Origin of the sequence: Flavobacterium sp., from assembly GCF_027490375.1 — a bacterium.
Taxonomy (GTDB): domain Bacteria; phylum Bacteroidota; class Bacteroidia; order Flavobacteriales; family Flavobacteriaceae; genus Flavobacterium.
In genome coordinates, this window is the sequence record NZ_JAIXYH010000055.1 from 15,678 (window position 1) to 30,123 (window position 14,446).

General features: G+C 37.2%; 11 protein-coding genes. 1 reads left to right on the plus strand and 10 read right to left on the minus strand.

The window, feature by feature from the left end:
* Positions 1–67: 67 nt before the first annotated feature.
* The gene (wecB, locus tag Q0064_RS06785) at positions 68–1,183 is read left to right on the plus strand and encodes a UDP-N-acetylglucosamine 2-epimerase (non-hydrolyzing) (RefSeq protein WP_298146220.1); all 1,116 of its coding nucleotides are present in this window, start codon (positions 68–70) and stop codon (positions 1,181–1,183) included.
* Here the strand turns inward: wecB and Q0064_RS06790 are convergent.
* From Q0064_RS06790 to Q0064_RS06835, 10 genes are all read right to left on the minus strand, one after another.
* The gene (locus Q0064_RS06790) at positions 1,158–2,393 is read right to left on the minus strand and encodes a hypothetical protein (RefSeq protein WP_298146223.1); all 1,236 of its coding nucleotides are present in this window, start codon (positions 2,391–2,393) and stop codon (positions 1,158–1,160) included. The genes wecB and Q0064_RS06790 overlap by 26 nt on opposite strands.
* Entirely contained in the window at positions 2,380–3,621 is a 1,242-nt protein-coding gene (locus Q0064_RS06795) for an oligosaccharide flippase family protein (RefSeq protein ID WP_298146225.1), read from the minus strand. The genes Q0064_RS06790 and Q0064_RS06795 overlap by 14 nt, the downstream gene beginning before the upstream one ends.
* Before the next feature lie 19 nt (positions 3,622–3,640).
* On the minus strand, positions 3,641–4,393 hold the full coding sequence (locus Q0064_RS06800; RefSeq protein ID WP_298146228.1) for an FkbM family methyltransferase: 753 nt from the start codon (positions 4,391–4,393) through the stop codon (positions 3,641–3,643).
* 834 nt (positions 4,394–5,227) lie between these two features.
* Positions 5,228–5,593, minus strand: coding sequence for a hypothetical protein (locus Q0064_RS06805; protein WP_298146231.1), 366 nt, complete (start codon positions 5,591–5,593; stop codon positions 5,228–5,230).
* A 107-nt stretch (positions 5,594–5,700) separates the two neighbouring features.
* Complete coding sequence (locus Q0064_RS06810; RefSeq protein ID WP_298146233.1) at positions 5,701–6,636, minus strand: glycosyltransferase; 936 nt, start codon at positions 6,634–6,636, stop codon at positions 5,701–5,703.
* The gene (locus tag Q0064_RS06815) at positions 6,620–7,759 is read right to left on the minus strand and encodes an FAD/NAD(P)-binding protein (RefSeq protein ID WP_298146236.1); all 1,140 of its coding nucleotides are present in this window, start codon (positions 7,757–7,759) and stop codon (positions 6,620–6,622) included. Before Q0064_RS06815 ends, Q0064_RS06810 begins: the two co-directional genes overlap by 17 nt.
* Entirely contained in the window at positions 7,760–11,386 is a 3,627-nt protein-coding gene (locus Q0064_RS06820) for a hypothetical protein (RefSeq protein ID WP_298146239.1), read from the minus strand.
* Positions 11,383–12,177: a glycosyltransferase family 2 protein gene (locus Q0064_RS06825; protein ID WP_298146242.1), complete on the minus strand. Its 795-nt coding sequence runs from the start codon at positions 12,175–12,177 to the stop codon at positions 11,383–11,385. The genes Q0064_RS06820 and Q0064_RS06825 overlap by 4 nt, the downstream gene beginning before the upstream one ends.
* Positions 12,167–12,958, minus strand: coding sequence for a sugar phosphate isomerase/epimerase family protein (locus Q0064_RS06830; RefSeq protein WP_298146244.1), 792 nt, complete (start codon positions 12,956–12,958; stop codon positions 12,167–12,169). The genes Q0064_RS06825 and Q0064_RS06830 overlap by 11 nt, the downstream gene beginning before the upstream one ends.
* Positions 12,955–13,881 carry an NAD-dependent epimerase/dehydratase family protein gene (locus tag Q0064_RS06835; protein ID WP_298146247.1) on the minus strand — a complete coding sequence of 309 codons (927 nt, stop codon included), beginning with the start codon at positions 13,879–13,881 and terminating at the stop codon, positions 12,955–12,957. The genes Q0064_RS06830 and Q0064_RS06835 overlap by 4 nt, the downstream gene beginning before the upstream one ends.
* Positions 13,882–14,446: the final 565 nt, after the last annotated feature.

Below are 14,446 nucleotides of genomic sequence, written 5' to 3' on the forward strand. Positions count from 1 at the left end.
TTTTTTAGCGCGACAAATATAGTTTTTTTAGTAGTTTCGCTCCACGCGAAAGTGCGTGTATTTGCTCATGAAAAAAGTACTGTTTTTATTTGGCACGCGCCCGGAAGCCATAAAAATGGCGCCTTTGATTGAACGCTTTTCGAAAGACTCCCGATTTGAAGTAAAAGTTGCCGTTACGGCTCAGCATCGCGAAATGCTCGATCAGGTGCTTTCGTTTTTTGAAATTGCCGTTGATTACGACTTAAACGTTATGAAGCCGAATCAAACGCTGCATCAACTCACTGCCGATTTAATTTCGCGCATTACCAACGAAATCTTGTTGAAAGAACCCTTCGATTATGTTTTTGTTCAAGGCGATACAACCACTGTTTTAGCTTCTGCACTAGCCGCATTCTACCAAAAAATTAAAGTAGTTCACATCGAAGCCGGATTGCGCAGCGGCGACATGCACTCCCCGTTTCCCGAAGAAATGAATCGGGTTTTAACTTCGCGCATCGCCGATTTTCACTTTTGTCCGACCGAAACATCCAAGGACAATTTAATTCGTGAAAACATCCATAAGAATGTTTTTGTAGTTGGTAACACGGTTATCGACGCGCTTTTAACTGGACTTCAGAAAATAGACCCAAATAGCGAAGCAAAATTACTTGCCCGTTTTTCGGATATTGATTTCGAGAAGAAAATAATTCTGGTTACTTGCCACCGTCGTGAGAACTTCGGACAGCCCTTTGAAGAAATTTGCGAAGCGCTACTTGAAATTGCCGCTGCCCGATCAAACGAAGTTGAAATTGTTTACCCGGTACATTTAAATCCGAATATCAAAGAGATTGCGCACCAGAAGTTGCTCGCTCCGAACATCAAACTAATTGCTCCGCTGGATTATCCGGAATTAATTTGGATGATGAACAAAAGCCATATTATCTTAACGGATTCGGGCGGTATTCAGGAAGAGGCGCCCAGTTTAGGAAAGCCGGTTTTAGTTTTGCGAGAAGTTACCGAACGTACCGAGGGTGTAGATGCGGGAACTGCTGTTTTGGTAGGATCCGACAAGAATAAAATTGTTTCCGAAACTCAAAAACTGCTCGATAATTCGATGTATTACCAATCGATATCAAAGGCGTCGAATCCGTACGGAGATGGAAGTACGAGTAAGCAGATTATAGAGATTTTGGCTGCTGATTGAGAGCTATTCTGTCGTAACAAGCTAAAATCAATCCAAGGACAATCGACTTAGTATCGGCTTTGAAATAGAATCCGAGGAAAACCCAATACGACAAGAATAAAAACAGAATCGTGCCTATTAATAATCGGTTGTACATTTTATACGACTCACCTACGACCTGTGCTTTTCGAAGTACGAGTATCGAAGAAATAAGCAAAACAATTCCCAACAATCCCGATTTTAAAAAGGTGGTCATGTAGCCGTTGTGTACTATGGAAATGTACTTCATTTTCGTTCCATCGAGTTCTACTTCTTGTTTTAAATCAACTCTTGATCCAAGACCTTTTCCAAAAAGTATTGTGGGAGTTCCCGAATTGCCCATTTGTTTCACGGTTAGGATGTTTTCAACCGATCGGTAATTGTCGTTGAAATCTTTCCAATCTGAAGCGTCGACACGTGTTTTGAACGCTTCTTCTGGAATTACTTTTATCTTGTAAAGAAAAGCATCGGCTCCCTTTCCGTTTCGGATCGGATTGTACGCAAGTAATGCAAAATAACCTCCTACAACTAAAACGATTCCGGTTGCCAAAACAACAATAAGTCGTTTGTTTAGTGCAAAAAATCCTTTCAACGCAAAAAACAAAATTCCCGCTTGAATAAAATTTATTCGCGACAAATAAAAAAAGGTTGAAGCAAGCAACAATACTAACATTAATGCTTTTTGTTGCTTGGTAAATTCTACTTGAAATTTTTTGGAAAACCAAAGTAAGACCAAGGCGTAAATTTCGAAGTCGCTAAAATAGCCGGCATAAAAGCGCAGCAAGTGTATATCGCGAAATCCAACAAGCAGAATAGTTCCGGCAACTAATACAAGGTGAATAATTGCGAGATAAAAACCTGAAACTATCAGTGTTTTAATGGGATTTACTAGATGGGTTCGCGCTAGTTGATACCCTACTAACAATCCGAGAATAGGTTTAACGATGTATGTAAAATCGCGGATAAAGTCGTAACCCTTAAAATCGTGGAAAAATGCTGATATCGTGGCAATTACTAAGATAGAAGAGAAAAAGAACAACTGATAAAGCAAATGCTTGTTGTAGGACTTTCGTAGGCTAAGGGCTGTTGCAAAGGTCCAAATGGCAAAAGTAAGTTCGTAGTTATTCAAATACGGAACTGCAACACACAGTAGGAATAAAGCGGCGTATAGTGTGTTTTTATTTACTTTCAATCGAAAAGAATTTATGTTGGCTATAGCTAATGTACAGAATTGCGAACAAGATTTCGGCAATTAAAACAATTGCCGCAATACCTTCCAAACCAAAAGCTGATGCGGTAAAGATAATTCCTAAAACTGTTGCTACTGAAATGATGTAAATTATTTTCGTGTACGTTTTTAATAAATCGCATACAATCATTAATTGCTCTCCTGCTATTGTAATTGGCATGATAGCGATTGCAGCTAAGGTAATTATATACAAATTGCCGCTGCTTTGTATCTGGGTAGGAGAAAGTTTGAAGAAGCCTAAAATTTCCGTTTTAAGATAAAGTGCGATTAGGCCAGCTACTAGTGTTCCAGCGATGGCTATGAGCGAATACTGTTTCCAGAAAGCAAGACTCTTGGGTTTTTCAAAAGAAAATTTATGCGATAATTTGGGAAGAAAGAATTTAAAGTAAACTTGATTCATACTTCGCGCCAGTGAAATAAGCTGGTCGAAAATTTTATAAATTCCGGCGGTATGCCAGCCTAAAAAATAGCCTGAAAGCACCTGAGGCGCAATTTGCCGCAAGCAAAGCAATAGTTGGGAAAGCGTAAAGCTAAAATCCTCACGTAGGGTTTGAAAAATTCGAGAAAAACTGCTGGGAACAAAGCTTATTTTTAAGCGTTTAAAGATGAAAAAATAGCCTGCTGAAAAGGCGGCAAAATTGGAAACAGCCCAAAACGGATTGACCCGAAGATAGTCGCCAACCGAAGTAACGAAACTTAAAACCAATACGAGATAGATAATTTTTGAGCCAATATTTACAGCAGCTGTGGTTCGATACCACTGTAAGCCCTGTAATACAGATAGTGGTGAAAAAGCTTGTGCCGCTACTATTAGAAACGAAAGGGCAAACAGATCTGTATTTTCTAGTTGGGTGCTAAAAAGCCAAATCGTACTGTAGAAAATAACTGTAAGAAACAACAGCAGCACCAACTTGGTTGAAATCATGTGATTAATGATATTGGATTTGGTCGTTATATCTTTTGCGGCTGCGATATCGCGAATCAACTTCATATCAAATGCATAGTCAATTAGAAGAACAAGAAACATAGCTATTGAAAAGGCAACGGCATTTTTTCCAAGACCAACAGCTCCACAACTTTGTAAAATATAAGGTGTAATGATAAGCGGTGTGATAAGGTTAATGCCCTGGCCGCAGATGTAGGTTAAAAAATCGATTTGCTTTTTGTACATGTCCTTCTTTTATTCTTGGCTAAACAAAGCCATGAATCATAACTGGTTTTCCGCCTTCTTGGAAAATCCCGCTTGTATAGAATTTATATTCCGGCACCATTTGTTTAATAGCTGTTATCATTTCGTGGGCATTGTTTTGCGGATGATAACTAGTTATAGCAATTTTTGGTTTACATCGTTTAATAGTTTCTTTTGCTCCATTAATCAATTGCTGCTCAAAACCTTCGACATCGGCTTTTAAATAGGTAATTGGTGTGTCTCCAACTATAGCATCAATGGTTAATAAATCGACTTCTTCTCCGCCTGTGTTTTCATCGTAAAGAGATCCATCTAGGGAACTTTGTGCAAAAGTAACTTTACCGATATAATCGCCAACTGCGGCATTAACGATTCTAACTTTAGACGGGCTGTTTTCAAAAGTTTTGCTTAGGGCTTCGCAAAAACTTTTACTTGGCTCCACAAGTATCATCTCTTTACATAACTGCGATACTGACAAGGCAAACAATCCTTCTGCGGTCCCAACATCAAGTAGAACTTCGTTTTCGCTAATTTCTGTTCCTTTTTTCTGGTAATAATGCCAATCGGATGTGTCAAACGTTTCGGCTACAACTTGATTGATTCGATCGATTGGGAAAATCGTTGGCCAATAAAGAGGTTTCTCGACCCCGCTTACATGAACCTGCGCAAAATTTTTATCTTCATCATACTTTATAGTCGATAAATAGCTTTTTGCAATCTGCGCTACCGTAGGCTTAAATAAAAATGCAAGCATTTGTATCGTACTTATTCGATTTCTGGATTTAAATAACCAAAAGAAAAATATTTTTAGTCGGCGCATTTCATTTAAATTTTGATAATTCGGCTATTTAAAGCTCTAGATATAAATGTACTGGTTAAAAAACTGTTATCTAATTTATTAGTGAGCTTGCAATCCACTTAGAGGAATTAGCCATAACACAATATACAGCACTTAGATTAGAAAACTAAAAAACTGTAGTAAAAAAATAACCGCATTACTAGTGTAACCAAAGGTAATGTTCCTTTTTGAATTTATCGATTGGATAAAAGTAACATAATAATATTAGGTGGATTCGCTGTGAAAAATTTTATTAGCTGTCTAGAAATGAGCGTTTAATATGAGTTGGTTGAGCTTTTTGCAGATAAATTTTAAGTTAAGCCTTTAAACGGCCGCTTCCTTCCATGTGTTTTTTTGATAGATTTCAGTATCTCACAGAAAATAGGCATGTTATATCGATAAGATCTATAAAAAAGTCCAATAAAAAAAGATTAGCAACAACAGCTACAGCTTATTTCTAGCCCTTCGGCAGCAAAACGATTGATTCGTATTGGCGTAACCGATGCTGTAGCAATGGCGTTAACTGTCTGTAAAAAAATGAGAAGTAGAGTCAAAGTGCTTTTCTTGACCAGACGTCATTGGAGTCAATTCTATTGTTTGTTACTCTTACACATGGGTTGGCTCTCAGAAACAAACTTTACTACGCTAAACTTCTTGCTTGGATTTCATGCTAGAATTGCACGATATCTTATTCCAAAAAAAAACCACGAACGAGAATGTTCATGGTTTTTCTATTGTGCGATTGAAATCTTATTTTTTCAAAAAGATATACTGAGGATATGCTGCTTTTGCTTGATAATCAGAAGCTTTTGCGTCAATTACAATTTGGATGAATGGGTCCACTACATTAACACCCGTTACGTTTATTGTTGTTCCATCAGCTAATTCAACTTGCTTTACATCTTTCAAAGCAGCTGCATTCGCAGGCGTGTTGTCCATTATGAACATATTAAATTCTCTACCTACTCCTGCATTCCAATTCTCGTCAGAATAATTACTTAATTGGAATCCACTCTCTTTACTTGCTTCAGTAGCTGTTTGCGTTTGCTTTTCTTCTTTACAAGCACTTAGACTTAGGACTGCAATTAAACAAATCACAAAAATATTACGTGTCATCTTTTTATTAATAAATTAGTAGTTGCAAAAATATTTTTTTTTCCATTACATCGCACGTTTTTTTGAAACATATTTCACATTCGAAATTTGTTTGAAGTTTGTTGAAACTAAAGTTTTTGAGTTGATTCCACCAAGTAGGTTTGTTTTGTATCAATAATCTCAACAACCAACGACAAATATTTGATAATTATTGTCAGTACAAAAAACAAGCCAGAAAAACTCCCTGACAGCAAAAGCATGGTAGTTGTCCAGCCGGCTATAGGCTTTTCGCCAATAAAGTAGATAACTGCTGCATATACGCCTGCGAAAGCTGTTAGGCATAACATGGTTATAGTTATGGTTATTGCAATCTTAAAGGCAAGATTTGTATAGAGAATTAGGGCATTTACGGCGATTTGATTTCGAAGTTTCGGATTTTGACGCGGCTTTTTGGGAATAGCCGGATTCATTTTATATCGAATCACATCAATACTTAGTCCGCTATTAGCGTAAAGTGCCTTGCGATAAGGTGCGGTTTTACTAATCGAGTACGCTCTATTGATGGCACGACGAGAAAGAATACGAAATCGTTCTGACTGAAGTTTGTACTTACTGCGAGAAAACCGATTGAAAACCCAGTAAAAAACGCCTGACACGGCTGTATTATCTGATGATGGTGCTACCGAAATGATATCGAACCCGCGTGCCATGTGCTTATAAGAACTAATGATTATATCTTCATTGTAGTCGAGAGTTAAATCATCAAATTCGTAAACGAAATCGCCCATCGAAAGATCTATTCCTGCATTCATCGATATTTCAAGTCCTTGATAAATACTCATGTTAACCAACGTTAGCTGGTATTGCGCTGATTGATTAAATTCTATAATTTTTGATATCGTGTCGTCTGTGCAGCAATCATTTACAAGAATTATCTCTGTAAAATCGAATGTCTCAGAAAATAAACGACCAATAACCCTTAAAAAGGGAATGACTACTTCGCTGTCGTTGTGCAGATAAACGACCGCCGACACCATTTTACTTTCTTTACTCGAAGTTTCCATCTTTTAAAATTTGATTTAAGTCATAAATGGTGTTGATTTTTCCAGATAAAACCGAAACAAAAGTAGGCTGCTTTGATTGTTTAACAATGAGCGTGGGTCGGGCATCATCAACTTCAGAGGTTTTCAAGATAGTCTTAACGGAAAACAGCGAATCAACGTACTCGAGCTCGATGTCGTCCTTTAAATATTTGCGTGCTAATTTACTCATAAAAGGCCATGCTGAGCTTGGTTTTGCCGAACAAGTGTTGCAGTTGGCTAACTGTTTAGGTGAGCATGTATTATTGCTTCTAGACTGACAATCGAATGTGGGGAGCTTCTCAGAACTTGTCTTGTGGGGCGTGTGAGAAACAGCTGTTAACGAGTGTAAGCCTGTTTTTCCAAACGGCATCAATGAAAAAAAAGGACCGTCCATTATGGTAATACCTACATTGGCAATAGAATCGCTTACTTTACATAAAATTACCTCGCACAACTCGTATTTTAATTCGATTGGCTTAAATGGTAATTTTGTAATAATTTGATTTAATGAAGCATACGTTGCGTTAAGTACAAATTTCGTTGCAAATTCCTGCCCTGTTGAAAGCCGAATTCGGTATTCGTCTTCCAATTGATAAATCTGATCGATTCGAACGTTGTACTTAATTTCGACGTTGCTAAAACTGTTTAATGATGAAACGAAATGATCTCTGATTATCTGCGCATCAAACGTACTTTCTCTGCTTAAAAATGCACTTTCAACCATGTCTTCTTTAAAGTACTTTTTCTTGTCAATTGCGATGCAAGGAATTTCGGCTTGGGTGCAAAATTTCTCGAATTGTGCAGCATTTGTCCAAGAATATTGCTGTGAAATAGCATAAATCTTGTCGAAATCGTCCTTAATTGCAAATTCAAAATCGGTACTAAAAGCTTCGTAATAGTTCGCTGATTTAACTGCGGTTGAAAACGATCTCGGATAATGATATCCCATGTGGACCCGAGCTTGATTTATATAGGTCGCGCGCTCAAATGGTGCGTTATCGAACTCTAATACTAAAATACGTTCATTGTTGCGCGCTGAAAAGTCGGCAGCGTACAATCCATATAAGCCTGCTCCAAAAATTATTTTGTCAAATCGCTGCAACACCTAAGGTTCAATTTTTAAGGTGTTGGGATAACCTGCTACATTCAAATAATCAGCTGCTTTCTCAACAACGTCAATATGTATGTAGTTTCCAACACGGTTTATAGCTTTTATATGCAATGTGCTTCCGTTTGAACAAACCAAAGCTTTTGCGTTGGAAAGTTGCTCAAAGTTATCCTTAGAATAGTCTGCTAACAATGTGTTTTTCGACAATCCTACGCCGGCTTTCCAATTTTCATCCGAGATATTACTTAGGCTAAATGGCTTTTTTGCTTCGCTGTAGGAAAGCGATTTTCCACTTATATCTGTCAGACCTAAAAAGTGGATTTTTGATGGTGCGTCCAAATTCAACGTTGCTTTGGTAATTTCGCACTTCCACCAATGCGAATCGGCACTTACTCGAAACGCATATCGATTGATACCTTTCTTCGTTGAAAAATTATATGAAACTTTAACGCTGTTCCCAGAATACATATCCAATCTACCTCGAATGGTATCTTTTGTTTCTATTTGTGCTACGATAAAGGCCGCTTTCTCTCCATTTCGTTTTTGGATTTCAATTGTAGCCGTATTTCTTAATTCGTTATTGTTCTTTCCTTTATGAGCTGCAAACAAATTTGAACTTTCCCCTCCCCAAAGTTTGGGAATAAAGCCTAATTCATAAACATCAGGTGTATCGATTGTTGAGACCGCGCTTGTTGTATTTTCAATTTGAAGTTGCGTTATTTCAATATCTGAAACCTCAGCATCAATACGAAGATCTTTTGGCAACGCTGGCAAATCAATTTCGCATGGCATAGGTTTTGAATTCAAAATAAATCGTTTTGAATTCTCTTCGGTAAAATTAGCGTCTGTAGGCATTTGATAGAAAATCTGTACCGTAGTCGGACTGTTTGCCGCAGCTGTAAATTTAACTTTAACTGGAGTATTTGGATTAAAAGTGGCAGGAAACTGAATCTGACTTATAATACCAAATACAAACGGATCTGTACCTACTGGACTAATTTTCAAACTGTTGTTTGAACCTATACCCACATTTACGTTTTGCTTTAATAACGCGGAGAGATTAATATTCTTGAAATTTGAGATAGTTATGCCTCTCGCAGATTGATTCTCTCCCTGTGCGTCCTGGATTTTGAATTTTTCCTTCAAACTCTTGCGTACGTAAATGTCGAAAGAATAGGAGTGCTTAAGCAACTCATAATTCTTAAAAATGTATTCTGAGAGTAAGTAGTATTTGTATATCACAGCAACGCCGTCGATGATGTACCAAGGTTTGTCTTTTCTAGGCATTAAAACCACCGGAATTCGCTTATCCTCAAGCTGATTTACAACATTTTGTTGAGCTTTTTCACCGTTTAAAAGAAGTGGGCTTTGGTTAACATAAATTGGATTTTGTCTGTGTACCAAAGCATAATAGTAGTTGACGGAAGCGAAATCAAAATAAGTTTCCTCTGGTTCCAGATAGCTATCTAAAATAGATTTTAAATTTTTTGCCTCAGTACTGTCGAATGTAGCATTTACTCTAGTCCCTTTAAAGTCGATAGCTTCATTAAATTGTACAGAAAAATTTACAGCCGTTAAAGCCGAGTGCATGGAACTTTTATCCTTACTAACTAGTGATTGAACATGCATATTACCAAGTATAGAGAAGGTTATGAGTACTAGGTAAAAATAGACAAGATTATTTCGTCGTGATTTGATGAAGATAAATGCAATTATAGCTAAAGAAACTGGACCCAGGACACGAACTGTCATTTCAAATTGGAGGGAGTGCCGAACAATACCTCGTGGCATGTTGATAATGTAGCAGGCGCTAAAAAACAGAAAGAAAATGACGGCCGCAAAATTCATTCCTTCTTTTTGGCGCAACAAATCCGCGCGTTTACCCGTTAGCGTTTGTCCGATAACTAACGCTAATAAAAATGTTGCCGAAAGAGGTAACACATAATACAGCAGTCGGAAAACCACACTGTCTTGATTTCCCATTTCCTTAATTACCCAATTCTGATTCGACAGCGCTACGGTTAAAAAATCTTGCAATCGACTTATTGGATTTACACCTTTAATTAGGCACAAAACAACAAACAAAGCACTAATTACAGCAGCTAGTACCACAGCCGATTTTACCAAGGGCTTTACAGCAGTATAGTTTTTTGTTGCGATAATTAAAATGGTATAGCAAAGGAGACTACCGCCGATACAAGCAAAACCAACATCGAGTCGGTAAAGTGACACTGCAACGATTGAAAACCAAAACCAATAATTGCTTTTTATGTTCTGGTTTCTTATCAAATTAAGTAAACTTAAGGCCACGGCACCGCAAAAAATATAATCGGTTTGTACCATTCCAAAAAGTGGAAAGCAGAGCCACGCCAGAAATGCTGGAATTGGGCCCATTACTTGTTTAAGCACATAATAGGCTACCAAACTATAGAGTACAAAAATATAATTTTCATACAAAAAAGGCGCCCAAGGTTCGTAACCATTTAGCATGCCATATAGGTAACCAAAAAATTGTCGGCTTAACATATGAGCGTCAAAGTTCTCGATAATTGGAATTTGCCCGTACCTAAAAAAATGATCGATAGACAAGCCGTGATTGGCTGCTTCAAAATACTCATTCTCAGGATAAAAAACACGCCAGGGCTGCGAATCTATAATAGCAAGTGAAAGTAAAGTAAGTGGAAAATAAAATTTTGAAATTGGATTTTCACTAACTAAAGATGGTTTTCTCAGCAACGTTTTATATCGATAAACTGCCGCAACAACTGTACACGCAAATAGTACTAAGTAAATGGTAAAGGACATGTTGAACACAACCCCTGTCCGAACATTGATAATGTTACAAACTTCTAATGCTAGTGAAGCTAAAGGTATTGTTAGCAAAATCCTTGCTGAAGCCTGAAAGAAAATGGTTTGTTTTTCAATAAGCTGCGCTGATTTTTTAGCCACAGCTGTTCCAAAAATTAAACGCGCTAGTCCCGAAAATGCGAGAAGTAAAAAAATAAAAACAATTGAATCGAGCTTTATAGCTATCGCGACATCGTCAATAATCAATTGTTTATTAGAAATAAAAGTATAGTTCTTTACTAGAGCTAGATAAGAGATTATTGTAAGTGGTATGGAAATTAAAACCGTCCAGAAAGCCAACTGCTCGCTTTCTTTGCTTCGAGTTAAATCATATACCAGTTGAACCGACAGCGCTAAAAGAAAGGCGAGTCCAAAGTCAAAACTAGAGAGCAAAACACTGGCAAATGCACAAGCTATACCCACAATTGCCACAGTGTTTGTAGTTGAGGTTAAGCCCTCTGAAACTGGCGATTGTGACGTTTTTTTACTTGTAAATAGCGCAGTGAGTATAAGAAACAAAAATCCGGTGAATAAGGGTATGCCTAATACCACCTTGTAAAATAATGAAACTCGTTTACCTGCATCTAAATCATTAAAGCTACCGTTTGAAATAACGTGATCTGAAAAGTCGTTTACTTCTGGTACGAATTTAAACAACACGTTTAATATGGGTAAAAAAGCTGTAAACGCGAAAAAAGCGCTTAACGTCAGCAAAGCCCGAGATAGCCTTGGTTGTTCATTCCAGAATACGGCAGTGTCTTTCAAGAATTTTTTCATAAAGGTTTGTAGCGTCCTAGAAGGTTAAGAAATAAGATTTTAAGTAAACCGCCATTTCCCTTGAAGAAACTTATTTTCGTTGGCGTTTTACCCTTTGCTGGATAAACCCTTGACACAGGAACTTCAGTTACTTTCATTCCTAATTGGGAAGCGCGAACTGAAAGATAGGCAAGCAGTTCGTAAGTAACAAAAATGTCGCGTAGGGGTTGCACAGAAGCATGAGTAAGATACTTCCTAGAATACCCTCGAAAAGCATTTGTAGTGTCGGTAAACTTATGTTTAGCAGTAAGGGTTATTATTGGAGCATGAATGAAAGTTACAGCTAAATGCCTTATCAGTGGAGTATTTACTGCCTCGCCACCTTGTAAATATCTTGAACCCTGAACAAAATCATAGCCTTCTTCTAACTTCTCAATAAATTTCGGAACAGACTCAATACTGTCTTTATTGTTTCCATCGATTGTTAAAATACCGCTGTAATCTTGATTTAGTGCAAACCAAAATCCCATTCGTAGTTGGGCGCCTTGTTTACCAGGACCTCGCTTTATAAGAAGGGATTGTACGCCTAACGACTCCAGAATTTCTTCGGAAAGCGAACCATCGGTTGACCCTCCATCACAAATGATGATGTCAACGATTTTATCAATTCCTGCATCAAATGCCCGTTTAAGTTCCGCTTGAATGCGATTTCCTTCATTAATCACAGGAATACACAAACAATATTTTGAACGTTGTGGCCGGAATACCTGTGCTGTAAAATCAGGAACGCCTCGTATTAAACTATATTCCATCACGGCAGTTTTTAATATATTCACATACTTTCTGAATGTCACTAACGTTTTCTGCTCGCTTCATCTCAATCGATATAAAATTTTCGTATCCCTTAGCGCTTAAAAACTTTAGCAGCTTCTTATGTACAGGACGTTCCACAATCATCTCAAGATAGGGTTCGCTAATATGAACATGATTAATAAGATGAACGGCGTCTTCTAAAACGGAAATATCTTCTTTGTTGTGGATAAAAGCACCCAGATCAAAGTTAATTTTTAATCCTGGGCAATTTAATTCTCCGACAAAATCAATCGCTTCACGCGTGGTGTTGATAAAGTTTGTACCGTAAATTGTTGGATTCGGCTCTAGCGCTAAGTTGGTATTGTGCACATGTGCAAAATCGCCAAGCTCTTTAAAAAAGCTCTGTGCCAGACTATACTGACCATCTTTAATAATTCTGTTTTTCGGAGATCCAAATACAAGGTTAGGGCAGCTAATTGCGCTCGCAAATAAAATTGCTTCTTTACAGTAATTGGAGATCGCTTTTCGGTCATCAGGATTATCAAAAATCGACTCAGTACGACCAAATAAAATGGATTGTAAAGAGCAAACGGTTAATTGATTCTCTTCCCAAAGCCGTTGCTTAAAAGTTCTTGCTTGAGATAGTTCGCTGTACGGTGCGTTACCAAATAATCTTGTTGGAGCAATTTCAATGGAATCAAATCCTATTTTTTGAAGATAGGTATAAAAAAAGGAGTCTATTGCCTCGTCCCAAGCAATATTTGATATTGCAAGTTTCATTGCTTATTTTGTTTAATAAAATCTACTATCTCATTTAAAACATCTTCTTTATCACGGATATAGGGTCCGGTTCGGTTGAAGACATTTGCGTGTTTTGTATACAAATTGTAAGAAGGTGGTGTTTGAAAAATTTCGTTTACAAAGGGCTTGTCAAAAATTAAGTGGTAAATCTGACTTATCAAAACGGGCTCGGTTACCAAATTTACCTTCTTAACACCAGCATCTAAAAGCAAATTAATATCGCTCCAAAGATTTTTTAGGTTATAAAATTGGAATTGTCCGCGACTGTCTGTAAAGTTTAAAGCGGAAAAACCGATGTCTAGAAACTGCTTTTTCAAGAAGGATCTATCCGACTCTGAAAGATCTTCTTTAAGATGATAAAATCCGTTTGGCTGCAAATGGTAGTAGTTTTTTAAGTCAAAATCTTGTTCTAGAAGCTCGTCGTATTTTTTTATAGACAACATTTTGGGAGAAATATGAATAGCATCATAGATGAAATTCTTCTTTAAAGACTTCCCAAACAAGCCAGGCAATCGCACAATTAAATAGTCTGTGAAATTTTGCTCTACCCAGCGTTCCAGATAAAATCTGTTTTTGCCATAAGGCTCCTGTTTTAATTCATCTATCTCAAAATCTTCATCGACCGCAGTAGGAGTTGGATATACGTCGACTGTTGAAATCAAAATAATCTTTTTAGGATTAATCTTACTGATGTTATCGATAGCGGTTTGAATTAACTTAAAATCCTCTTCAGCTGAAGCATTTGCAAGAAATTTTTCGGCTCTAACTCCCGAATATACCAACAAATCGGGTTGTAAACCGAAGGCGCTGTTCACGTTGGTAGAATTAACGGCAACATCAAAATTATATTGTTGCATTAAATTTGACCCCACAAAACCTGAGTGACCAACCAGTATTGTCATTTCTTTGTGTTTAAGTAGTTTTCTTTCCCAAATAAAAGCTGAAAATGCTAGATACGCCGCAAATATACAATTTCAAAGTACATTAATTCTTCGATGTATGCAGGCAATCCATGCGATTGCATTGATGACGGCTGTTGAGGAAAATTATGGATTTATTACTTTTTGCAAGTAACTGTAAAGAGCTAAATCATACTCACAAATCTCACCACAATGGATGGTGGTTTTAAAATTGGAAAACGACTCTGATTAGCACCGAAAACATGCTTTTTAAACTTGGTAGGAATTAAAAATTCAGTTAAAAAAGTACATAAATAGTTGAGTGTAAGACCTGTTTTCTCATGATTTCGAGCCATCGCAAAGAATAACGAAATAAACGCGTTTTAAAATGACTGGCTTGAAATTGTTCGTAACTAGTTTTTTTGTCTGCCTAAATTGTTCATTTTAAGCGATCAGACAAAGGTCTTTGATCGAACGCGGGTTTTTTATTCTGTACTTACCAATCTTATCTTCAACATAAAATTGTATAGCAACTATTAGAAAAGTCGTTGCAAAAATTTGAATGTCT